16 protein-coding genes are annotated in these 22,841 nt (G+C 63.4%); 8 read left to right on the top strand and 8 right to left on the bottom strand.

From position 1 onward, the window contains the following. Nucleotides 1-136: 136 nt before the first annotated feature. The gene (locus tag VGD45_RS07230) at nucleotides 137-2,941 is read left to right on the top strand and encodes a hypothetical protein (RefSeq protein WP_331154606.1); all 2,805 of its coding nucleotides are present in this window, start codon (nucleotides 137-139) and stop codon (nucleotides 2,939-2,941) included. A 68-nt stretch (nucleotides 2,942-3,009) separates the two neighbouring features. Here VGD45_RS07230 and VGD45_RS07235 read toward each other — a convergent pair whose 3' ends face one another. Continuing rightward, a complete protein-coding gene (locus VGD45_RS07235) occupies nucleotides 3,010-5,730 on the bottom strand; it encodes a LuxR C-terminal-related transcriptional regulator (protein ID WP_331154607.1) in 2,721 nt (906 codons plus the stop codon). 315 nt (nucleotides 5,731-6,045) lie between these two features. Between VGD45_RS07235 and VGD45_RS07240 the strand changes: the two genes are divergently transcribed. Beyond that, nucleotides 6,046-6,720 carry a Bax inhibitor-1/YccA family protein gene (locus VGD45_RS07240; RefSeq protein WP_331154608.1) on the top strand — a complete coding sequence of 225 codons (675 nt, stop codon included), beginning with the start codon at nucleotides 6,046-6,048 and terminating at the stop codon, nucleotides 6,718-6,720. A gap of 76 nt (nucleotides 6,721-6,796) precedes the next feature. Here VGD45_RS07240 and serS read toward each other — a convergent pair whose 3' ends face one another. The 5 genes from serS to VGD45_RS07265 form a co-directional block, all read right to left on the bottom strand. Further along, a complete protein-coding gene (gene serS, locus VGD45_RS07245; protein ID WP_331154609.1) occupies nucleotides 6,797-8,077 on the bottom strand; it encodes a serine--tRNA ligase in 1,281 nt (426 codons plus the stop codon). Nucleotides 8,078-8,153: 76 nt separating this feature from the next. Further along, nucleotides 8,154-9,392, bottom strand: coding sequence for a replication-associated recombination protein A (locus tag VGD45_RS07250; protein WP_349263233.1), 1,239 nt, complete (start codon nucleotides 9,390-9,392; stop codon nucleotides 8,154-8,156). Between the two features lie 47 nt (nucleotides 9,393-9,439). Next, nucleotides 9,440-9,889 (bottom strand): VanZ family protein, encoded by a 450-nt coding sequence (locus VGD45_RS07255; protein ID WP_331154611.1) that lies wholly within the window; start codon nucleotides 9,887-9,889, stop codon nucleotides 9,440-9,442. Continuing rightward, a complete protein-coding gene (gene lolA / locus VGD45_RS07260) occupies nucleotides 9,876-10,529 on the bottom strand; it encodes an outer membrane lipoprotein chaperone LolA (RefSeq protein ID WP_331154612.1) in 654 nt (217 codons plus the stop codon). Before lolA ends, VGD45_RS07255 begins: the two co-directional genes overlap by 14 nt. A 2-nt stretch (nucleotides 10,530-10,531) precedes the next feature. Beyond that, a complete protein-coding gene (locus VGD45_RS07265; RefSeq protein ID WP_331154613.1) occupies nucleotides 10,532-12,820 on the bottom strand; it encodes a DNA translocase FtsK in 2,289 nt (762 codons plus the stop codon). Nucleotides 12,821-13,178: 358 nt separating this feature from the next. Here VGD45_RS07265 and trxB point away from each other — a divergent pair, with 358 nt between their 5' ends. From trxB to infA, 4 genes are all read left to right on the top strand, one after another. Beyond that, nucleotides 13,179-14,150 (top strand): thioredoxin-disulfide reductase, encoded by a 972-nt coding sequence (trxB, locus tag VGD45_RS07270; protein ID WP_331154614.1) that lies wholly within the window; start codon nucleotides 13,179-13,181, stop codon nucleotides 14,148-14,150. Beyond that, nucleotides 14,150-15,328, top strand: a complete 1,179-nt coding sequence (locus VGD45_RS07275; RefSeq protein WP_331154615.1) for a GNAT family N-acetyltransferase — start codon at nucleotides 14,150-14,152, stop codon at nucleotides 15,326-15,328. The genes trxB and VGD45_RS07275 overlap by 1 nt, the downstream gene beginning before the upstream one ends. A gap of 52 nt (nucleotides 15,329-15,380) precedes the next feature. After that, nucleotides 15,381-16,121, top strand: coding sequence for a leucyl/phenylalanyl-tRNA--protein transferase (gene aat / locus VGD45_RS07280; RefSeq protein WP_331154616.1), 741 nt, complete (start codon nucleotides 15,381-15,383; stop codon nucleotides 16,119-16,121). Nucleotides 16,122-16,267: 146 nt separating this feature from the next. After that, nucleotides 16,268-16,486, top strand: coding sequence for a translation initiation factor IF-1 (gene infA / locus VGD45_RS07285; RefSeq protein WP_116810962.1), 219 nt, complete (start codon nucleotides 16,268-16,270; stop codon nucleotides 16,484-16,486). Nucleotides 16,487-16,506: 20 nt separating this feature from the next. Here infA and clpA read toward each other — a convergent pair whose 3' ends face one another. Continuing rightward, on the bottom strand, nucleotides 16,507-18,789 hold the full coding sequence (gene clpA / locus VGD45_RS07290; RefSeq protein WP_331154617.1) for an ATP-dependent Clp protease ATP-binding subunit ClpA: 2,283 nt from the start codon (nucleotides 18,787-18,789) through the stop codon (nucleotides 16,507-16,509). Between the two features lie 130 nt (nucleotides 18,790-18,919). Further along, nucleotides 18,920-19,237 carry an ATP-dependent Clp protease adapter ClpS gene (gene clpS / locus VGD45_RS07295; RefSeq protein WP_129645834.1) on the bottom strand — a complete coding sequence of 106 codons (318 nt, stop codon included), beginning with the start codon at nucleotides 19,235-19,237 and terminating at the stop codon, nucleotides 18,920-18,922. Nucleotides 19,238-19,677: 440 nt separating this feature from the next. On the opposite strand from clpS, the gene gspC reads away from it, so the two are divergent. Both gspC and gspD read left to right on the top strand, forming a co-directional pair. Then, a complete protein-coding gene (gene gspC, locus VGD45_RS07300; protein ID WP_331154618.1) occupies nucleotides 19,678-20,622 on the top strand; it encodes a type II secretion system protein GspC in 945 nt (314 codons plus the stop codon). Nucleotides 20,623-20,674: 52 nt separating this feature from the next. Further along, nucleotides 20,675-22,828: a type II secretion system secretin GspD gene (gene gspD, locus VGD45_RS07305; protein WP_331154619.1), complete on the top strand. Its 2,154-nt coding sequence runs from the start codon at nucleotides 20,675-20,677 to the stop codon at nucleotides 22,826-22,828. Nucleotides 22,829-22,841 lie beyond the last annotated feature (13 nt).

Consider the following 22,841-nt stretch of genomic DNA (forward strand, 5'->3'; position numbering starts at 1 on the left):
ATCGCAGGCTCGTGCGGCGCATGAATGTGATCGAGCAGTAAACCGCCCCCTCCGTGGAGGGGCGCGAGCCCGGCCCGCGAGCGCGTAGAGTCCGATCCGTTCATAACAACGGATTGGCTCGCTACGGAGAGAACCCATGCTCAAGCGCTCAGGGGGAGTCGCCCGGTTCGGGCGATGGTTGGCGTCGAGCGGCGCATTGTTGATGGCATCGATGATTGCGCCCGCGGTGCAGGCCGCACCGTCCTTCATTACATTCGAAAGCGGTCACGTGCGACCGCTCGCGTTATCGGCCGACGGCTCGAAGCTGTATGCCGTGAACACGCCCAACAACACGCTGGTCATCTACAACGTCACCTATTCCGGCATCGTCAAGCACGCCGAAGTCTCGGTGGGTATGGAGCCGGTCGCGGTCGCGATTCGTAACAGCGGCGAAGTCTGGGTCGTCAACCATCTTTCCGACAGCATCAGCATCGTGTCGGTGTCCGGGACGCCACGGGTCACACGAACATTGCTCGTCGGCGATGAGCCTCGTGACATCGTGTTCGCCGGCGCCGGCGGTCGCGCGTTCATCACGACGGCGCACCGTGGCCAGCAGCGCACCGATACATCGATTGCATCCGTCCCCGGCGCGGGCGATCCGCAGTTCACCACGCCGAGCGTGGGCCGCGCGGACGTGTGGGTGTTCGATCCTGCGAATCTCGGCACGACGTTCGGTGGCACGCCGCTCAAGATCATGACTTTCTTCAGCGATACCCCGCGGGCGCTCGCCGTCAGCCCCGATCGCAAGACCGTTTATGCCGCGGCGTTCAAATCGGGCAATCAAACCACCACGGTGTTCGAACTGATGGTGTGCGACGGCTTCGATCCGAACACGCCCTGCACTTTTGCCGGCAACACCTTGCCCGGCGGCAACCCCGGCCCGCTCACCAACTTCGAAGGCAAGCGCGCGCCGGAAGTGGGCCTCGTCGTCAAATTCAACCGCGCGAGCGGCCATTGGGAAGATGAGCTCGGCCGCAACTGGGATGCAGCGGTTCGCTTCCGCTTGCCGGACCAGGACGTGTTCTCTATCGACGCGAACGCGCTGACGCAGAAGGCCTCGTTCTCGCACGTCGGCACGACGCTGTTCAACATGGTCACCAATCCACGCACCGGCAAGCTCTATGTCGCCAACACCGAAGCAGTGAATCAGGTGCGCTTCGAAGGTCCGGGCGTGGTCGGCGGCTCCACGGTGCAAGGCCGGCTCGCCGAGACTCGCATCAGCGTGATCTCCGGCACGACCGTGACTTCACGGCATCTCAACAAGCACATCAACTATGGCTTGCTCGCGAACGACCCGGGCTTCGATCCGACGGTGAAGAATCACAGTCTGTCGACGCCGCTCGACATGGTCGTGAGCCGCGATGGACGCAAGCTGTACGTTGCGGCCTTCGGCTCGAGCAAGGTTGGCGTGTTCGACACTGCGGCGCTGGAAGCGAACACCTTCAATCCGGTGACCGCGAGCGCCAACTACATCACGGTGAGCGGCGGTGGCCCGAGCGGCCTTGCGCTCGATGAAAGCCGCAATCGCCTGTATGTGATGACGCGCTTCGACAACTCAGTGAAGGTCATCAATCTCACGACCAAGGCGGAAGTGGCCGCGCTGCCCTTGTTCAATCCTGAGCCTGCGCACGTGGTGGCGGGTCGTCCGCTGCTCTACGACGCGGTGGAAATGTCGGCCAATGGCGAGGCGGCTTGCGCGAGCTGTCACATCTTCGGTGACAACGACGATCTGGCCTGGGATCTCGGCAACCCCGACGACATCGTCACGAGCAACCCGATTCCCATCCGCCTCGGCTTCGCCGCGCTCAATACGCAGCCGCGGATCAATGGCACGGGCGTCGTCAACGAATTTCACCCGATGAAAGGGCCGATGACGACGCAGACGCTGCGGGGCATGCGTCATCACGGCGCCATGCACTGGCGCGGCGATCGCTCGCACGGCTTCTTCGGCACCGATGCGTTCGACCCGGAGCTGTCGTTCAACAACTTCGTGGTGGCGTTCGACGGACTGATCGGCCGGTCGACCTTGCCGGATCTGCCGACCATGCAGCGCTTCACCAACTTCCAGCTGGAAGTGCAGTTGCCGCCGAACCCGGTCCGCAATCTCGACAACTCGCTCACCGATTCTCAGCAGCGCGGACGTGACTTCTACTTCGGTCCACGTCGTGCTGACGGTGCGCCGCCGGCCGCAGGTCCAGGCACGGGCTTTACGTGCGAAGGCTGCCATCGCCTGGATCCCTCACAAGGATTCTTCGGCACGGATGGCCAGGCGAGCTTCGAGGGCCTGCCGCAGATCGTGAAGATCCCTCACCTGCGCAACGCCTATACGAAGGTGGGTATGTTCGGCTTCCCCAGCATGCCGTTCTTCACGACGCCCGACACGGGCAACACGGGCGATCAGATCCGCGGCTTCGGCTTCCTGCACGACGGCTCGATCGACACGATGTTCCATTTCTTCTCGGCAGTGCTGTTCGCGCCGACGCCGGAAGTGGGCTTCCCGGCAGCGACGTACGAACAGACCCGGCGTGATGCGGAACAGTTCATGCTCGCCTTCGAATCGGATCTCGCGCCCATCGTCGGTCAGCAGATCACGCTGACCAAGACGAATGCAGCCGCCGTCGGGCCGCGCATCGATCTGCTGCAGGCACGAGCCGCCGCGCCGTTCACCTCCAAGCTTCTGAATGGCACGGTGACCGAGTGCGATCTGGTGGCGAAGCTCAACCTCGCCGGTACGCCGAAAGGCTTCCTGTACAACGCGAGCGCCGATGCGTTCGTGGCGTCGGGCAGCAGCGTCAGCGTGCCCGATGCGCTGTTCCGGTCGCTGGCGCTGATTTCGGGACAGGAAATCACGTTCACCTGCGTGCCGCCGGGCTCCGGTGCGCGCATCGCCGCCGTTCCCTGACCGATAACGAACTCGAACTGCAGACCCTTCTCAGGTCGCCGTCACCCCACTCTGACGGCGACCTTTTTTTATCGCGCCGGGAGCGAGGGCGGTCGCCCATCGACCAGGCGCAACTCCTGCGCACGGAACACCGCTTCCATGCGCGTGCTCACACCGAGTTTCGCGAACACGTTCTTCAAATGCCATTTGGTGGTGAGCAAAGTGATGTTGCTGCGTTGACTGATATCTCGATTGCTCAAGCCCAGGCAGACGAGCTTCAGCAGATCCAACTCACGCTGCGTGAGCGAGGCTGCGGGCTCGATCACCGGACACGCCTCGTAGGGATCGAACTCCAGCACGTCGCGGAATCGCTTGAAATATTCCGCCGAGGGCAGCTTCGCCACGCGTGACAGCTTGAGGGCGGCAGCAAATACTTTGGGCAGCCCGAAGACGTCGTCGAACACGGCCCGGCTGAATCCTCGATGCTCGGTCAGCGTGAGCGCGTGATTCATCCAGCGAAACGCAGCCTCTTCATCGTGCGCGTGCCAGTTGCACGTCGCAAGGGCCGCTTCCAACCTCACCCGACCATAAACATCGCCCGCCGCCTCCGCCCGCTCGCACAGATGCTGCAAATGACTCGCCGCGATGTCGAACGAGCCGCGATGAATGAGTATCGCAACCCGCGACAACGCAAACTCCTCCCAGGAATGTGCCGCTGCCCGAGCATCGTCCAGGTGAAACGATTGGCCGCAATCAGCGAGCACCTTGAGCGCCCGCAATGGCTGTTCCTGCAGCAGCCACAGCCGCACTTTCTCGAAGCACACGCGTGCGAGCAGTCGCTGGCAGTTGCTGCTTTCGAGCACGCTGTGCAGATAATCGAGCAGGCGCAGCGCCTCGCCATGGCGCGCCGATGCGCACTTCAGACGCGCAGCGACGACGTGCGCGACGGTGAGATTTTCGAGCGACGGCGCCATCGACACCAACGGCAGCACCTCACTGCACAGCGCCTCGGCCTGCGCCAATCGATTGTGGTGATAGTGCACCGAGGCGGCCGCCGTGGTGGCGGTGACCCAGATGGGATTGCGACGCCCTGCGCGCGCCCGCGCGTAGAGCTGCATGCAAGTCTCAGCCGCCTCTTTCGCATGCCCTTCGGCGCGATCGATCAGCATCAGCACGACGGAGGCCTGCGCCGCGGCGTACAGGTGCTGACTTGCCTCCAGCAGCTCCTTGCCACGCAACGCGAGACGCCGAGCTGCATCGAACTCTTTATCGACCAGCAACTGATACGCCGCGACGTTGAACAGATTGGCCGACAGATACGGATCCTCGGCGATGCTCAGCGCCTCGACATCGGCCGCCGTGAGCTGCACACCGGCGTCGGTCATGATGTCCAGCATCAACTTCAGCGCAGGCAGCGAACGTCGCTGCGGATCATCGCAAGCGGCGTGCTCTGCGGCCTGCAGCGCGAGGCGCGCCCGGTCGAACTGGCGTAGAAAGATCAGACTCATCAGGTGCGCATCGCGGACTACGACGCTGCTCATGATTTCGGCTTGAGTCAGCCGCGCCGTCCATTGCAGCACTTCGGGAAATTCGCCGGTACGCAGCCACACCGACACACATCGGGCGAGCACCTGCACGCACCATGCGCGATCGTCGGTTGCGAACGCGTGATGCAAAGCTTCGCCTGGCCGATCGTGCCCGGCAAACCACTCGCTGCTGATCCGATGCAGTCGCTCGAGTAACCGGGGTTCGAATCCCCGTGGGGACGCCATCTCTTCCGAAGGCGTCGGTAAGCCACGAGACCCGTGGGCAGGCTCCAGCTTGCGCAGCTGAGCGAGCAGGAACTCGCGATACAAGCCGTGATAACGGAACCAGTGATGTTTGCCATCGAGCGGGCGCACGAACAGCTGCAGATCTTCGATCTCCTCGAGATACCGCGCAGCGGTGTCGCTCCCAAGCAAGTTGGTCGCAAGCTCACTGCAAAATCGCTCCGGAACGCACGTCGCGAGCAGAAACTCGCGCAATGGCTCGGAGAACTCCTGCCATGCGGCCGCTGCCAGATATGCGCTGATGTCGTGATTGAGCCCTTCGACGCCCTCCGCTGCGCCACTCTCCAACAGTATGAGCTTCACGCCTGCTGCCCACCCTTCGGTGCGGCGACAGCACTCGGTCGCATCGGACGAGGACAGCTCGGCGCCACGGAGCAACCACGCAAGCTCGCGGATGTGCTCGGGCTCAAAGGCAAGCTCGGCGGCATCGAGCAGCGTCAGCGCGTCATCGAGCTTCAGGCGCTGCAGATCGAAACGGGGCACACGTCGCGTGGCGAGCACCCAGCGAACGCTCGGTGATGAATGCAGGATGAGCGATGACAACACCCGCTCGCCCTCCGCACAGTCGAGACGGTGCAGATCATCGATCGCGATGATGAGGTCCTGGTCGAGCGAGCCGAGCTGCTCTCTGAGCGCATCGATGATGGGATTGTCGGCCTGCCTCACGGAACATTGCAGCGCCTGCTCGATGCTGGCGGCAAGACAGGAGAAGAACTGCGCGGGCTCGCGATCGCGGCCGTCACATAACAACCACGCAATCGCGTGCCCTGCTCCGAACCGAGCGTGCCATTGGGTCAGCAGCGCCGATTTGCCGGATCCGGGCGGTGCGATCAGCAGGACCACCTTGCCCGCGTTTTCGATCCGAGCCTGCAACTGCGGGCGTGGAATCAGCGCCGCGGCGCCTCGCGGTGCGCTGTACCTGGCAAGGCTCCGTGCCGTGCCGACGATCTGCGCCAGATCGCGCTTCCTTGCCGTGCGCATAGGTCCCCATGCAGGCGTTGCGATGGACGAGCCACCGCAAACCGATGCGGCGGCAATCAGTTGGGCCAGGCCGGCGAATCTACGAGCCTGCTGACAGGAGTGTCAATGCGCCTGCCCGGCGCTTGCCCGCGCCGGATCGTGACTTCCTTATGACAAGCCAGGGGCCACGGAACCCCTTGCAATTCACAGCGTTGCAACCACATAGTCGCAACCGCTCCCGTGCCTGTAGAATGCCCGGGATGGCGCGCCGGCCCTTGCAACTCGCGAGGCGGAACGCGGTCCAACAGGACGACATACCGGAGGAGTTGAAAACTCATGGCCCAATATCCAAGCACAGTCGCAAGTACGACCCGCGGCTCCGCGCTGACGACCAATAAAGTTCTGCGCAACACCTACATGTTGTTGGGCGCGACGCTCGGATTCAGCGCGTTGACCGCCGGCATCTCGATGATGCTCAACCTGCCCCATCCGGGCCTGTTGATCACCCTGGTCGGCTACTTCGGCCTGCTGTTCGCGGTCCACAAGACAGCCAACAGCGCCTGGGGTCTGCTGTTCGTATTCCTGCTGACCGGCTTCATGGGCCTGACGCTGGGTCCCATCATCAGCGCGTACCTGAAGTTCCTGCCGAACGGCTCGGAGGTCGTGACGACTGCGCTCGGCATCACGGCGATCACCTTCGTGGGTCTCTCGGCCTACGCGGTCAAGAGCCAGAAGGATTTCAGCTTCATGGGCGGCTTCCTGATGGTCGGCATCCTGGGCGCCTTCCTGCTGGGCCTGGTGGCGATCTTCTTCCAGCTGCCGACCCTGTCGCTGGTCGTCTCCGGCGTGTTCGTGGTCGCGATGGCTGGACTGATCCTGTACGAGACCAGCAACATCATTCACGGCGGCGAGACGAACTACATCCTCGCGACGGTGACGTTGTACGTGAGCATCTACAACCTGTTCACCAGCCTCTTGCACCTCTTGGGCGCGGCTTCGGGCGACGACTGATCACGCCGCCACGCGTGGCAAAAAACAAAGGGCGCTGCGAATGCAGCGCCCTTTTTATTTGGGACGACGGTTCTGTTTATGGCCGGCGGATGACGTCCAGACCGCCCATGTAGGGCTTGAGCACCTCGGGCACTTTCACGCTGCCGTCGGGCTCCTGGTAGTTCTCCAGAACGGCCACGAGCGCCCGGCCGGCGGCGACGCCGGAGCCGTTCAAGGTATGCAGAGGCTCGGGCTTGCCGGTGTCGGGATTGCGCCAGCGGGCCTGCATGCGACGGGCCTGGAAGGCTTCGAAGTTCGAGCAGGAGGAGATCTCGCGATAGGCCTCCTGCCCCGGCAGCCACACTTCCAGATCGTAGGTCTTGGCGGAGCCGAAGCCGATGTCGCCGGAGGCGAGCGCCATCACGCGATAAGGAAGATTCAGCCGCTTCAACACTTCCTCGGCATTGCGCGTCAAGAGGTCATGTTCCGCATAGGAATCCTGCGGCCTGGACAGATGCACGAGCTCGACCTTCTCGAACTGATGCTGACGGATCATGCCGCGCGTGTCCTTGCCATAGGAGCCCGCCTCGGACCGGAAGCACGGCGTGTGCGCCACATAGCGAATCGGCAGCTCGTCGGCTTCGATGATGGTATCGCGGGCCAGGTTCGTGACCGGCACTTCGGCGGTCGGAATCAGGTACAGGCCTGACTCGCCCTTGATCCCGAACAGGTCCGCTTCGAATTTTGGCAGGTTGCCGGTGCCCGTGAGCGAGGCTGCGTTGACGAGATACGGAACGTACGTCTCGCGATAGCCATGCTCGCTCGTATGCAGGTCGAGCATGAACTGAATCAAAGCGCGATGCAGGCGAGCGAGCGGCCCGGTCAGCACGGTGAAGCGCGCACCGGAGATCTTGCCGGCGGCGGCAAAGTCCATCTGACCCAGCTTCTCGCCGAGCTCGACGTGATCGAGCGGCTTGTACGCAAATTTGCGCGGCTCGCCCCAGCGGCGAATCTCGACGTTGGCGGTTTCGTCCTTACCGACGGGCACGCTCTCGTGGAGCATGTTGGGCAGGCCAAGCGTGATCTTCTCGAGCTCCGCCTGGACCTTGACGAACTCCGCCTCGGCCGCGGCCAGCTCAGTACCGAGCGTCTCGACCTGCTTCAAGAGCGGCGCGATGTCCTGGCCCTGCGCCTTGGCTTTGCCGACGCTCTTGGCGTGCACGTTCTTCTCGTTGCGCAACTCATCGGCGCGCACCTGCCATTTCTTGCGCGCCTCTTCTAGCGAGTTCAGCTGAGCCACGTCGAGCTTGAAGCCACGTCGCGCGAGGTTGGCGGCGACCGCCTCGGGGTCGGAACGAAGGAGTTTCGGGTCGAGCATGACGATCGGGTGACTGATGACGACAATCGCGGCAGTTTACCACCGCCGCTAGGCTTAACGTCCGCGGACAACAAGCCTATTTCTTCCGGCGTGCCAGGGCCTCGGCGATCTTGATTTCCATGCCTCGTGGCACGGGCTGGTAATAATTCCGCGGCTCCATCCCTTCAGGGAAGTAGTTCTCGCCGGCCGCGTAGGCATCCGGCTCGTCGTGGGCGTAGCGATAATCCTTGCCGTAGCCGAGCGACTTCATGAGCTTTGTCGGCGCATTGCGCAGATGCAATGGCACATCGAGCGAGCCCAAGGTCTTGGCGTCCTGCATGGCCTCATTGAACGCCGTGTAGACGGCGTTGCTCTTCGCGGCGCAGGCCAGGAACACGACCGCCTGCGCGATCGCAAGCTCTCCTTCTGGCGAGCCAAGCCGCTCGAAGACTTCACACGCTTCGAGCGCCAATGTATGCGCGCGAGGATCGGCAAGGCCGATGTCTTCCGAAGCCATGCGCAATACACGCCGAGCGATGTATCGCGGATCGCAGCCACCATCCAGCATTCGACACAGCCAATACAACGCCGCATCCGGATCGCTGCCTCGCACGGATTTATGCAGCGCCGAGATCTGATCGTAGAACGCCTCGCCCTGCTTGTCGAAACGTCGCAAGCCGCCGGAAGCCACTTCACTTGCGATCGCCTCGGTGATCACCGATGGATCATCACCACTCGCCAGATCCATCGCGAGCTCGAGCATGTTCAGCGAGCGCCGCGCGTCGCCATCGGCGGCTTTGGCCATCAATTCCAAGGCGCGCTCATCGGCAGTGACCTTCACATCGCCCGTTTGTCTCGCGAGCGCACGATCGAGCACCTGCCGGATATCCGCTTCAGTCAGCGCACGTAACACATAGACGCGCGCCCGGGAGAGCAACGCGTTGTTGAGCTCGAACGACGGGTTCTCCGTGGTCGCACCGATGAAGACCAAGGTGCCATCCTCCACCCATGGCAGAAACGCATCCTGCTGCGCCTTGTTGAAACGATGCACCTCATCGAGGAACAACACGGTGCGACGCCCCGCCCTGCGCGCGTCCGTCGCCTGCTCGGCGGCGGCGCGAATGTCTTTGACGCCGGCCATCACCGCCGAGAGCGCAATGAACTGCGCATCGCACTGCTGAGCCACCAGCCGCGCGAGCGTCGTTTTGCCAGTGCCGGGCGGGCCCCACAGAATCATCGAATGCAGATGGCCGCCTTCGAGCATCCGGCGCAAGGGCTTGCCGGGGCCGAACAGATGGCTCTGGCCGATATATTCATCGAGCGAAGCCGGCCGCATGCGATCCGCGAGCGGTCGCGCGTCCAGGGCTTGCTCGAGCGGCAGATTCACGATTTTTCGACCTGAAGCTTGCTCACCAGCGATTCAACCCATTGCACCCAGGCGCCCAACCCGAACCAGCACATCGACAGCCCCGCGAGGATCCCGCTGGAGTTGGCGATCACGTCCCGAAAGTCGCCGTGACGGCCGAGGCCCATGCCGCTCTGGGCGAACTCGATCAATACGCCCATAACGAGCAGGCCCACCGCAATGATCCAGTAACGGCCACGCTGATAGATGCCCGCGAACCACACCGACAGCATCAGGTAGGCGATGAAGTGCTCGGCCTTGTCGCTCAACGTGGGCGGCTGCGGTAGCTTCTCGATGGGAACCAGGCAGACGGCGATGGCAGACGCTACAGCCAGCCAGCCCAGGCTGAGCCATAGCCGAGGAAATCGCAAAGGCAACATGTATTCCTGTTGAGCAGTCTTGATAGACGCGCTTTCAGCGCGATGCATCGCCGATCACGTCGGCCCCAGGCGGCACCGTAAACGTGAATCGTGACGGATCGAGGGCAGGATTGCGTTCCAATTGTGTGAATTCGAGGCTGGTGGTCTGACCGAGCTTGTCGGCCAGCTGCATGAACCTGAGCGCGGCGCCCGAGAAGCCGAGCCGCACCCATTTGAAATCCGTGTCATCGCGCTTGGGCTCCATGCGCACCCAGGACACCCCGTTCTCCTCGGAGGTTTGGGTGACCGTGAAGTTGTCCTGCAGATTGCCTTGCCCACTGAGCAACATCGCAGGCGTCGCAGACAATGTGTCATCGAGCTTGCGCACCGTGACCTGCTCGAGATCGGCGTCGTACAGCCAGATGCGCGAGCCATCGGCGACGATCACCTGTTCGTTCGGGTCGCGATAGTCCCAACGGAAACGATCCGGCCGGCGAATCGCGAGCGTGCCGCTCGCCTCCTCGACCTTGAGCCCGTTGCGATCGGTGAGCGTTTGTCTGAACTGCGCCTGCAGCGACTGCAGGCCCTGCAGAAAGCCTTCGACCTTCTGCCGGCCGGCCGCAGGATCGGACGCCGCGAGCGTGAGCTGAGCGATGAAGCCAAGAAACAACGCGGTCACGATGCGAGCCGCAGACAGAAAACGTGTCATCGCTATTCTTCCGCCGGCGGCGGCGCCAGCACTTCGCGCGAACCATTGGATTGCAGCGGCCCGACCAGACCCGCCGCCTCCATGGTCTCGATCATGCGCGCGGCGCGGTTGTAACCAATCTTGAGGCGACGCTGGACACCGGAGATCGAGGCCTTGCGGGATTCGACCACGATCTTGACGGCCTGATCGTACAAGGGATCCGACTCGCCATCGGAGCCCTCGCCGCCTTCGCCGCCGCCCTCGTCCTCCTCGCCTTTGAGACCAGGAATCGGCGCAGAAGGTCCCTTCAGAATCTCATCCACGTACGACGGCGGTGAGGCGCCCTTCAGGCTGCCGACCACGCGATGAACTTCCGCATCCGAAACGAACGCACCATGCACGCGTACCGGCACGGAGGTGCCCGGCTGCAGGAACAGCATGTCACCGTGACCGAGCAATGCCTCGGCGCCCATCTGATCCAGAATCGTGCGCGAGTCCACCTTCGCGGACACCTGGAAGGCGATACGCGTCGGAATGTTTGCTTTGATCAAGCCGGTGATCACGTCCACGGACGGACGCTGAGTCGCGAGGATCAGGTGGATGCCCGAGGCGCGCGCCTTCTGCGCGAGCCGCGCGATCAGCTCTTCCACCTTCTTGCCGACGATCATCATCATGTCGGCCAACTCATCGACGATGACCACGATGAACGGTAGCGGCTCGAGGAACGGCACCTCGTTGGGATTGCCTTCGGGCCCCAGCATCTTCATCAGCAGCGGATCGCGGATCGGCTCCTTGGCCTCCTGCGCTTCCTTGATCTTGCGGTTGAAGCCTGCGAGGTTTCGCACGCCGAGCGCGGCCATCAATTGATAGCGGCGCTCCATCTCGGCCACGCACCAACGCAACGCGTTGGCCGCCTCCTTCATGTCGGTCACGACCGGCGCGAGCAGATGCGGAATGCCTTCGTACACCGAAAGCTCCAGCATCTTCGGGTCGATCATGATCAGCCGCACGTGCTCGGCGGATGCCTTGTACAGCAGCGACAGCACCATCGCATTCACCGCCGTCGACTTACCGGAACCGGTGGTGCCACCGACCAGCAAGTGCGGCATGCGGGCGAGATCCGCGCAGACCGGACCGCCACTGATGTCTTTGCCGAGCACCAGCGCGAGCGGCGACGCCATATCGTCATAGGCCTTGGATTTGATGATCTCGCCCAAGGTGACGATCTCGCGCTTCTCGTTGGGAATTTCCAGGCCGACCGTCGACTTGCCCGGGATGACCTCCACCACGCGCACGCTGATCGCGGACAGCGCACGGGCGAGGTCCTTCGCGAGGTTGCTGATCTGGCTGACCTTGACGCCGGTGCCGAGACTCAGCTCGAAGCGCGTGATCACGGGGCCCGGATTGACTGCCACCACTTCGGCCTCGACGCCGAAGTCACGCAGCTTGAGCTCGACCAGGCGCGACATGGCCTCGAGCGCCTCGGAGGAATAACCCTGCTGCTTCGGCGGCGGATCATCGAGCAACGACAGCGGCGGCAATTCCTTCGAGGCCGGCGCCTCGAACAACGCGACTTGACGTTCCTTCTCGACGCGCTCGCTCTTCTCGACTTTGGGCGCGACGGGCTCGATCTTCGGCGGCGGACGCGAAGCGACGCGTTTCTTCTCCTCGCGGATGACTTCGCTGCGCGCCTCCTTCACCTCACGGCCTTGTTTGATCTCACGTGCGGTGCTGAGCCGACCCGAAAGCCATTCGAAGGCCTGCAACGTGGCGCGGCCCGTGGCGTCCATCACCTGAATCCAGGAATGACCGATGAAGAGCGACACGCCCGCGAGCCACAGCGCGAGCAACAACAACGTCGCGCCGAGAAAGCTCAAACCCGCATCGAGCCCCTGGCCCACGAGCGAGCCGAGCACGCCGCCGGCGGAATCCGGATAGCTGCGGATCGTGAAGTGCAGGCTCGCAAGACCACAACTGGTCGCAAGCGTCAGCAGGAAGCCGAAGCCACGAAAGGCGAGCGTGGCGCGCGACTGCGCGTCGTCCTTGCTGCGATCCCGATACAGCAGCCAGCCGGCGAACGCGATCATCACGGGAAACAGGAACGCCGGCGCGCCGAACAGCAGCACCAGCAACCCCGCCATGTGCGCGCCGAGAGGGCCAATGACATTGGCGATGGGTCCGGGCTCGCCCGTCGTCGCGAACGACGGATCGTTCCTGTCGTAGGTCAGGAGCGCCGCCAGCACGATCAGCGCGAGCGCACCGAACACCCACAGCGCTCCCTCGCGCAGCGAGCGCACGACCGTGGAAGCCAACCCCAATCCGTCGCGAACCTCAGCCCTACTGGCCAACTCGATTCACCCCAAAAGATTGCATAAGAAAAGCTGCGTAAACGCCTGAAAAGTCAAACAGTACTACTATACAGCAACCGGGCCTTGCCGGGCTAAGCCGAAACCTGAACGCCGCGGCTGGGGCGCGCCCTCGTAAGTGTCCGTCGATCACCGGCATCGAGGCAGTCTATTTGGCGGGGCCAGGGCGCATTTCATACCATTCGCGCCCGGGCGCAGGTTGCCGTTCAGGTCGAACGGCGCGGCGTTGCTATTGGCAGCCCTCGCCCTCACAGATTGTCAGACTGTTACGTCCACGCTATAGGACCGTGAAGGTGAATCATACATGACCACTCCCCGCCACTCCCGGTTGATCATTCTGGGGTCGGGCCCCGCGGGCTACGCCGCCGCGGTCTACGCCGCGCGCGCCAATCGCAAGCCGCTGCTCTTGACCGGCCTCGAGGAAGGCGGACAGCTCATGACCACCACCGAGGTCGACAACTGGCCGGGCGATCCGCACGGTCTCACCGGTCCCAAGCTGATGGAACGCATGCGCGAGCACGCCGAGCGTTTCAACACCGAGGTCGTGAACGATCACATCAATAGCGTCGATCTGTCGCAACGTCCGTTCAGACTCGAAGGCGACCGCGGGGCCTACACCTGCGATGCGCTGATCATCGCGACCGGCGCCACCGCCAAGTATCTGGGCCTCGAGTCCGAGCAGAACTATCGCGGCCGCGGCGTTTCGGCCTGCGCCACCTGCGACGGCTTCTTCTTCAAGAACCAGAAGGTCGCGGTCATCGGCGGCGGCAACACCGCGGTCGAAGAGGCGCTGTACCTCTCGAACATCGCCGCGCACGTCACGCTCGTGCACCGTCGTGACAAGCTGCGCTCGGAGAAGATCCTGCAGGACCACCTGTTCGAACGCGAGAAGGCCGGCAAAGTTTCGATCGTGTGGAATCACAACGTCGATGAGGTGCTCGGCGACGACAGCGGCGTGACCGGCGTGCGTCTTGCGCCCGTGGCCGGGGGTCCCAAGAAGGACCTGCAGATCCACGGCTTGTTCATCGCCGTGGGCCATGCGCCGAACACGCAGCTCTTCGAAGGTCAGCTCGAAATGAAGGGCGGCTATCTGATCACGAAGTCCGGCCTCACCGGCATGGCCACGCAGACCAGCGTCCCCGGCGTGTTCGCAGCCGGCGACGTGGCCGATCACGTGTACCGTCAGGCCATCACCTCGGCGGGCACCGGCTGCATGGCGGCGCTCGATGCGGACAAGTATCTCGATCAGATCGATGCGGCTAATCTCAAGGGCTGATGGCAGCCACTCTGCAAGCCCGCTTCGTCAGCAGCATCGATCGCCTCCCCGCCGCGCAATGGAATGCGCTGGCGCTCGGGGGCAATCCGTTCGTTCGGCATGAGTTTCTGCTCGCGCTCGAGCGCACCGGCTGCGTAGGTGCAGCCGCCGGCTGGTCGCCCAACCATCTGGTGATCGAGCGCGACGGAGAACTCCTCGCGGCGATGCCGCTGTATCGCAAGGCCCACTCCTGGGGCGAGTTCGTTTTCGATTGGAGTTGGGCGCGCGCTTACGATCAGGCGGGTCTGCGCTACTACCCGAAACTCGTGAGCATGCCGCCCTTTACGCCTGCGACCGGGCCGCGCCTGCTGCTTTCGCCGAATGCCTCGCCCGAGGCGCGCGTGCGCCTGAGTCAGGAGCTGCTCACCTACGCGAAGGCAGAGCGCATGTCCTCTGCGCATCTATTGTTCCTCACCGATGAAGACCGCGCGGCGCTTTCGGGTCAGGCTTTTCTGTGGCGCAAGGACTGCCAGTTCCACTGGTACAACCGCGGCTACCGGACGTTCGATGATTTCATCGCGACCTTCCGTGCCGACAAACGCAAGAAAGCGTTGCGCGAGCGCAGACGCGTTCGCGAAGGCGGCGTCACCTTCCGCACGCTCACCGGCGCCGACATGGATGCAAAGCTATGGAACATCGTGTTCGGCTTTTCCGCCGCGACCTTCGAATCCCACGGCCACGAGCACTACTTGAACGTCGAGTTCTTCCGCACGGTGTCCGAAGTGATGCCCGAAGCGGTCGTGATCAAGCTCGCGGAATATCAGGGTCACCCCATCGCCACGGCCATTTTCTTTCGCGGCGATCAGGTGCTCTACGGCCGCTACTGGGGCGCGGCGGCCAACTTCCACAGCCTGCATTTCGAGACCTGCTACTACCAGGGCATCGAGTACTGCATCGAGCAGGGACTACAGCACTTCGAGCCCGGCACGCAGGGCGAGCACAAGGTGCCGCGCGGCTTCGAACCGACGGCCACCTGGTCGGCGCACTGGATCGCCGACCCGCGGTTTCGCCGCGCGATCGACAACTACTTAAATGATGAGCGCGCGGCGATTGATCAATATATGCTGCAGGTCGAGCAACACGTGCCGTTCCATCGCAATCGCGGTGGAAGCGAGGTGGACCATGCAGAGCCCGAATAGACGGACGAGAAAGTGGCGGTGGCAGTGGCAGTCCAGATGCGGGCATTGACCCATGCGCGGCTCCATCGTTTGGCTTTCGGAGCACGATTCCCCTGACGCTTTCCCCCCGGTCGACCGCGCGCTGGTCGAGCCGGACGGCCTGTTGGCGGCAGGCGGTGACTTGTCACCGACGCGGTTGCTCGCCGCGTATCGCCGCGGCATTTTCCCGTGGTATTCGCGCGGCCAGCCCATCCTGTGGTGGTGTCCCGATCCGCGCGCGGTGCTGATGCCCGATCAGCTCAAAGTGTCGCGCAGTCTGCTCAAATCCAGTCGCAATCGTGGCTTCGTCACGCGCATGGATACGGCGTTTCGCGACGTGATCCGTGCGTGCGGCAGCAGCGAGCTGCGTCCCGGCGGCACCTGGCTGTCACCCGAAATGCGCGCGGCCTACATCAAATTACACAAGCAGGGCTTCGCGCACTCGGTGGAAACGTGGCTGGACGACAAGCTCGTCGGCGGCCTGTACGGCGTCGCCCTGGGGCGCATGTTCTTCGGCGAATCCATGTTCAGCACCGAGCGCGATGCTTCGAAAGTGGCGCTGAAACGCCTGTGCGAAGAACTGCTTGCCCGCGGCTTCCACATGATCGACTGTCAGATGTCGACCCCGCATCTGATGAGCCTGGGGGCGCAGATGATCCCCCGGGCGCAGTTCACCGAGGCGCTCACCGAGCACGTCAACGGCCCCTTCGAGCCGGGGCACTGGAATGAGGCAGCCGTCCCGCTGGGGAACGAAGCACCGCCCGCGAACGTATGACGAGATGAGGGCGGCCCCGGCTTTTCGAGCAGGGTCGCCAGCGGACGGCTACGGCAACGGGCTTGCGTCAATTGCAATGCCTGGGGGCTTTATGCACAATTCGCGCGCCTTGCCGGTGGGCCCTGCCGGACAGTCTAAGAGAGTGCATGTCGAAAGAAGATGCGATTCAGATGGAAGGCCGCGTGATCGATACGCTGCCCAACACCACATTCAAGGTGCAGCTGAACAACGGCCACACCGTGATTGCGCACATCTCGGGCAAGATGCGCAAGAACTATATCCGTATCCTGACGGGTGACGCGGTCACCGTCGAGCTCACGCCCTACGACCTGACCAAGGGCCGCATCGTGTACCGCGGCCGCTGACGCGGCCGCTTCCGCTTTCCTTACTTCGATTCTTCCAGCAGCGCCTGCTCCGAGTCGGCGCGCGCTTCCACTTTGAGCTTGTCGTCGGATCCGACGGTGACGAACGCGTGACCGCCGCCGACCAGTCGTCCGAACAACAACTCCTCGGCGAGCGGCCGCTTGATGGCTTCCTGGATGACCCGGGCCATGGGCCGTGCGCCCATCTTCGGATCGTAGCCCTTGCGCGCCATCCACTCGCGGGCCGCGTCGTCGATGTGCAGCTGCACGCCCTTCTGCTCCAGCTGCGCCTCGACTTCGACCAGCAACTTGTCGACCACGCGCTGAATCGTGCGCGGATCCAGGCCGCTGAACTGGATGATGCCGTCCAGGCGGTTACGGAACTCGGGCGAGAACAATCGCTTGATCGCCTCCATGCCGTCGGTGCTGTGGTCCTGCTGCGTGAAGCCGATCGACGGACGGTTCATCTCGAACGCGCCGGCGTTGGTCGTCATGACAATGACCACGTGGCGGAAGTCCGCCTTGCGGCCGTTGTTGTCGGTGAGCGTGCCGTGGTCCATGACCTGCAGCAGCAGGTTGAAGACATCCGGATGCGCCTTCTCGACTTCATCGAGCAGCAGCACCGAGTGCGGATGTTTGTTGATGGCTTCGGTGAGCAGGCCGCCCTGGTCGAAGCCCACATAGCCCGGAGGCGCGCCGATCAGACGCGACACCGTGTGGCGCTCCATATATTCGGACATGTCGAAGCGGATCAGCTCGACGCCGAGCGCGATCGCGAGCTGGCGCGTGACTTCGGTCTTGCCGACGCCGGTCGGACCTGCGAACAGGAACGAACCCACCGGCTTGCGCTGATCGCCGAGGCCCGAGCGCGACATCTTGATCGCCGAGGCCAGCGACTCGATGGCGGGATCCTGACCGAAGATCACGAGCTTGAGATTGCGCTCGAGATTCTTCAGCACGTCCTTGTCGGAGGTCGAGACATTCTTCGGCGGAATGCGAGCGATGCGCGCGACCACGTCTTCGATCATCTGCGTGGTGACGGTGGTTTCGCGCTCGCCTTCGGGCTTCAGCCGCAGGCGCGCGCCGGCCTCATCGATCACGTCGATGGCCTTGTCGGGCAACTGACGATCGTTGATGTGACGAGCCGCGAGCTCCGCCGCCGCGGCGAGCGCGTCATCGGCGTACTTCACGTTGTGATGCTCTTCGAAGCGCGTGCGCAGCCCTTTGAGGATCTCGACCGTCTCCGGCACCGTCGGCTCGACGATGTCGATCTTCTGGAAACGCCGCGCGAGCGCATGGTCCTTCTCGAAGATGCCGCGGTATTCGGTGTAGGTCGTCGAGCCGATGCAACGCAGCTCGCCGTTCGCGAGCGCCGGCTTGATCAGGTTGGATGCATCCATCACGCCACCGGAGGCGGCGCCCGCGCCGATGACGGTGTGGATCTCGTCGATGAACAGGATCGAGCCCGGATTCTTTTTCAGCTCGCTGAGCACGCTCTTCAAGCGCTTCTCGAAATCGCCGCGGTACTTGGTGCCGGCGATCAGCGCGCCCATGTCGAGCGAGTAGACGGTGCTGTCGGAGAGCACGTCGGGGACTTTGTCCTCGACGATCATGCGAGCGAGACCTTCGACCAGCGCGGTCTTACCGACGCCCGCCTCGCCCACGTACAACGGATTGTTCTTGCGACGACGGCACAGGATCTCGACCGTGCGCTCGATCTCCGTGCGCCGACCGATCAGCGGATCGATGCGCCCTTCCATCGCCTGCTTGTTCAGATTGGTGGTGAACTTCTCGAGCGCCGTGCCGCCATCGGGCTCACCGCGCTCGGCTTCGGTCCCAGGCGAGGCTTCGTCCTTGTCGGTACGGTCCTCGGCGATCTTGGACAGGCCGTGGGAGATGTAGTTGACGACGTCGAGCCGCGCCACGTCCTGCATGGACAGCAGATAGGCGGCGTGCGAGTGCTTCTCGCTGAAGATCGCGACCAGCACGTTGGCCGCGGTCACTTCCTTCTTGCCGCTCGACTGCACGTGGAACACCGCGCGCTGCAGGACGCGCTGGAAGCCCAGCGTCGGCTGCACCTCGCGGTCGTCATCATCCTTTAACCGGGGTGTGGTCTGATCGATGAAATCCTTCAGGTCCTTGCGCAGCCGGGCGACATCCGCGCCGCAGGCTCGGAGGATTTCCCGGACTTTCGGCGTGTCCACGATCGCGAGCAGCAGATGCTCGACGGTCATGAACTCGTGCCGCGCTTCGCGCGCCGACTGGAAAGCCTCGTTGAGACAGATTTCGAGTTCGCTGCTTAACACGGACTGACTCTCACCAATACCTAATAAATGGACCGCCGCTTGCGCCGGAGGTTCGGTGCCACGCCCTCAACGGTTTCCAGGCTGACCTGTGCAACCTGGATTGGCACACGAACGGATGCGGTGAACGGCTTCACGTTTCTTCCATCGTGCATAACAGAGGATGCTGGTGCTGACGCGCGTATGTGGTCACCTGCGCGACCTTGGTCTCGGCGATTTCGAAAGTGAAGACGCCGCACACCCCTTTGCCCTTGGTATGCACTTCAAGCATAACGCGCGTGGCGGTCGTACGATCCATGCCGAAAATACGTTCCAGCACGTCGACAACAAACTCCATCGGCGTGTAGTCGTCGTTCAGCAGGACCACCTGATACAACGGAGGTCGCTTGAGCTTGGGCTCCGCTTCCTCGGCGACCAGTTCCCGCTCATGCCGTGTGCTCTCTTCCGTCATCAACTTAACGCGCCACCAGTTCGCACTCTTTATAGGGGGGTTCCTCGGACATTACAAGGCAGCACCTATCGCACCGCACTTCGCCCGTCCGAGGCGGTCCAAGCGCCATTACTCGAGCGGGGCGCGGCGACGCGTCACGACGGCGCGACGGCCGAGGACTATCATCGTTCGCGTCCGTTCGTGTCGGCCGACGCCGTCACCACGGCCCGGAATTCGGGCATTTGCGACAGTGTTTTCTGCAGTGGGAACAATCTCTTGTGAGAAACTAACGCCACTCCGTATCATGTCGGGCCATGGTCGGCCGGGCAAGCCCGTCGGGTCGGGCCATTCGGTAGACCGGTTCGCTGCCCAACCAGCACTGAACCGCCACCGGCTGCGAATGGGTGGATGAAAAGCCGTTACTACAACCGCCGCACTGGTCACGTATTCGAACGATGCCCTTGTCCGCCAAATTGCACGAATTTCAGAACCTGACGCCGCAGCAGTGGCTCGACCGCGTGTCGCACACCGCTCCGCAGGTCGTGATGGTGGTGCTCGTGATCGCCATCGCGTGGCAGCTCGTTCAGCTCACCTGGCTGCTGCTCGATCGCGGCCCGCAGCCGCTGCCGGCGACCGCGCCGCCGCCGGTCAACGTGGCCCCCGTGCGCAGCGGCGTGGACATTCAGGCAATCGTGAACGCGCACCTGTTCGACGTGGCGGCGGTCGAAACCCAACCCGATGCGGCCAACGCCCCTGCGACCCAGATGAATTTGGTGTTGTCGGCAGTATTCGCTTCGGAGGATCCGGCAAAGGGCCTGGCCATCATCGGCGAGTCGGCGCAGTCGGCAAAAGTATTCGCCGTCGGCGGCACGGTGCGCCCCGGCACCAAATTGCACGCCGTGTATATCGACCGCGTCATTCTCGACCGCAACGGCAACCTGGAAGCACTGTCGCTGCCCAAGCGCGGCTCGGGCGCGCTGCTCGCCGTCAATCGCCCTGCGCCGCCGCCGCAGAATCAAGCCGTGGAGAATCTGCGACGCATGGCGGAGACCAACCCGAGCGCGTTCGCCGAAGTCATCCGTCCGCAGCCCGTGTTCGCCAACGGCGTACAACGCGGCTATCGCGTCTATCCCGGCCGCAATCGTGCGCAGTTCAGCAAGCTCGGGCTCGTGCCCGGCGATCTGGTGCTCTCGATCAACGGCACGCCGCTCGACGATCCTCAGCGCGGCATGGAAATTTTCAACACCATCGGCAGCGCCGATCGGGTCACGGTGACGGTGGAACGCAACGGTCAGTCGCAGGAGCTGACGTTGAACATGGCGCAGGTGAGCGTGCCTGATCCGAACGCCAGCCCGACGCCGCGACCCGGACAACGCCCGAACATGCCGCAGCCGCCCGCCGAATGAGCGGTTGCAGCTCAAGAACGAACGTACGCCTTTGCACAGTCAAGGACCGTCCATGACGATCTCTCCAACCTACCAAGCAGGGAAGCCGGCGAGCGCGCTCAGCGGCAAACGCTCCGGTCTCCTCGCGCTCTCGTTGACGTGCCTGCTCACGTGCATGTCGGCGTCGGCGCAACAGCAGCAGCCCTCACCGCAAGCGACCATCACGCCGGCGTTTCGTGACGCGGAGCTGACGGAAATCATCGACGCGGTCGCGACCATCACCGGCAAGACGTTCATCGTCGATCCGCGCGTGCGAGCGCAAGTGACCATCCGCTCCTCGACGCCGATGACGCCGGATGCGTTCTATCAAACGTTCCTGTCCATCCTGCAGGTGCATGGGTTCATCGCGGTGCCGAGCGGCGACAACATCAAGATCCTGCCCGACGCCAATGCGCGTCAGATCCCGGGCAACGATCTGCCGAACAACGTGAACCCCGAGTCGGACGAAATCGTCACGCAGGTGATCTCGGTTCGTAACATTAACGCGGCGCAGCTCGTGCCGGTGCTGCGTCCCTTGATCCCGCAGAACGGACATCTGGTCGCCTACCCCGCTTCGAACATGCTGATCATCTCGGACCGGGCCAACAACATCTCGCGCATCATGCGCATCGTGCAGCGCCTCGATCAGGCGGGCGATGAAGAGATCGAAATCGTGCGTCTCGAGAACGCGAGCGCTTCGGAGATCGTGCGTGTGGTGAACGCGCTGTCGCAGGGCGCCCAACAGCAGGGTGAAGCGCCTGGCATGCAGGCCAAGCTCGTGGCCGACGATCGCACCAACAGCGTGCTCATCTCCGGGGAGAAAGGGCAGCGCCTGCGCCTGAAGGGCCTCGTGATGCATCTGGACACGCCGCTCGAAGCCGGCGGCGACACGCAGGTGCGTTATCTCAATTACGCCGACGCCGAGCAGCTCGCCGGCAAGCTCAAGGAACAAGTGACGGGCATCACGCAGGCCGCCCCCGGCGCACCGGGCGGTGGCGCCGCCGCTGCTGCCCCTGCCGCCGCTCAGGATCGCAACACCACCATCTGGGCCGACAAACAAACCAACGCGCTCGTGATCACCGCCGCACCCAAGATGATGCGGCAGATCCTCTCGGTGGTGGACAAGCTCGACATCCGCCGCGCGCAGGTGCATCTCGAAGCGATCTTGGTCGAGATCACCACCTCGCGCGCCGCGGAGCTCGGCGTGAACTGGGCGGTCTTCAGCGAAGAAGAAGGCACCACGATTCCCATCGGCACGTTCAACCAGACGGTCGGCGGCACGAGCTTGGGCAGCCTCGCCTCCGCCATCATCGATCCAGACTCTTTGGAATCCGGCAACGTGACGCTGCCCACGGGCTTGACGCTCGGCGCCGGCATGATCGAAGAAGGCGGCTTGAACTTCGCCGTGCTGTTGCGCGCGCTTCGTAACGATGGCAGCAGCAACATCCTGCAGACGCCCTCGATCACGACCCTGGATAACGAAGAGGCCGAGATCAAGGTCGCGCAGGAAGTGCCGTTCATCACCGGCCAGTACACCAACACCGGCACCACCAATCAGGGCGCGGTCAATCCGTTCCAGACCATTCAGCGCGAAGAGGTCGGCAACATTCTCAAGATCACGCCGCAGATCAACGAAGGCACGGCGGTGCAGTTGAAGATCGAGCAGGAGAACTCGAACCTCACGCAAGGCGTGACGGGCGCGGTCGACCTCATCACCAACAAGCGCACCATCTCCACGACGGTGCTGGTCGAGGACGGCGGCATGATCGTGCTCGGCGGCCTGATCACCGACAGCGCCAACGAGGGCGAGGCGCGCGTGCCCATCCTCGGCAATATTCCGATCATCGGTGAGTTGTTCAAGACTCGAAATGGCTCCAAGGAAAAGCGCAATCTGATGGTGTTCATCCGTCCGACCATCTTGCGCGACGGCGTGGCCGCGGCGATCGAGACCAACGCCAAGTACAACGTGCTGCGTAATCAGCAGCTGCAGCGTAAGAAAGGCAAGGTCACGTTGCTGCCGGGAGAGAAGCAGCCGCTCTTGCCGCCGATCGAGGATCTGTCCAAGTACGCCGATCCGACCGCCGGCGCCGAGGAGCCCACACCGGGCACCGAGCGCGAGCAACCGCCGCCGGCCGAAACTCAACCGCTGCCGGAGCAGCAACCGCCTCCGCAACAACCGAGGCCGTGATTGACTCCGCTGC

The organism is Steroidobacter sp. (genome assembly GCF_036402275.1).
Taxonomy (GTDB): domain Bacteria; phylum Pseudomonadota; class Gammaproteobacteria; order Steroidobacterales; family Steroidobacteraceae; genus Steroidobacter.

What these genes read in the sequence shown, in the direction of transcription:
- VGD45_RS07240 (WP_331154608.1), top strand. Translation starts at nt 6,046, where the DNA reads ATGGCCCAATATCCAAGCACAGTCGCAAGTACGACCCGCGGCTCCGCG.
- VGD45_RS07230 (WP_331154606.1), top strand. Translation starts at nt 137, where the DNA reads ATGCTCAAGCGCTCAGGGGGAGTCGCCCGGTTCGGGCGATGGTTGGCG.
- clpS (WP_129645834.1), bottom strand. Translation starts at nt 19,237, where the DNA reads ATGACGGAAGAGAGCACACGGCATGAGCGGGAACTGGTCGCCGAGGAA.
- VGD45_RS07250 (WP_349263233.1), bottom strand. Translation starts at nt 9,392, where the DNA reads ATGCGGCCGGCTTCGCTCGATGAATATATCGGCCAGAGCCATCTGTTC.
- VGD45_RS07275 (WP_331154615.1), top strand. Translation starts at nt 14,150, where the DNA reads ATGGCAGCCACTCTGCAAGCCCGCTTCGTCAGCAGCATCGATCGCCTC.
- gspD (WP_331154619.1), top strand. Translation starts at nt 20,675, where the DNA reads ATGACGATCTCTCCAACCTACCAAGCAGGGAAGCCGGCGAGCGCGCTC.
- VGD45_RS07255 (WP_331154611.1), bottom strand. Translation starts at nt 9,889, where the DNA reads ATGCATCGCGCTGAAAGCGCGTCTATCAAGACTGCTCAACAGGAATAC.
- serS (WP_331154609.1), bottom strand. Translation starts at nt 8,077, where the DNA reads ATGCTCGACCCGAAACTCCTTCGTTCCGACCCCGAGGCGGTCGCCGCC.
- infA (WP_116810962.1), top strand. Translation starts at nt 16,268, where the DNA reads ATGTCGAAAGAAGATGCGATTCAGATGGAAGGCCGCGTGATCGATACG.
- trxB (WP_331154614.1), top strand. Translation starts at nt 13,179, where the DNA reads ATGACCACTCCCCGCCACTCCCGGTTGATCATTCTGGGGTCGGGCCCC.
- VGD45_RS07235 (WP_331154607.1), bottom strand. Translation starts at nt 5,730, where the DNA reads ATGCGCACGGCAAGGAAGCGCGATCTGGCGCAGATCGTCGGCACGGCA.
- lolA (WP_331154612.1), bottom strand. Translation starts at nt 10,529, where the DNA reads ATGACACGTTTTCTGTCTGCGGCTCGCATCGTGACCGCGTTGTTTCTT.
- aat (WP_331154616.1), top strand. Translation starts at nt 15,381, where the DNA reads ATGCGCGGCTCCATCGTTTGGCTTTCGGAGCACGATTCCCCTGACGCT.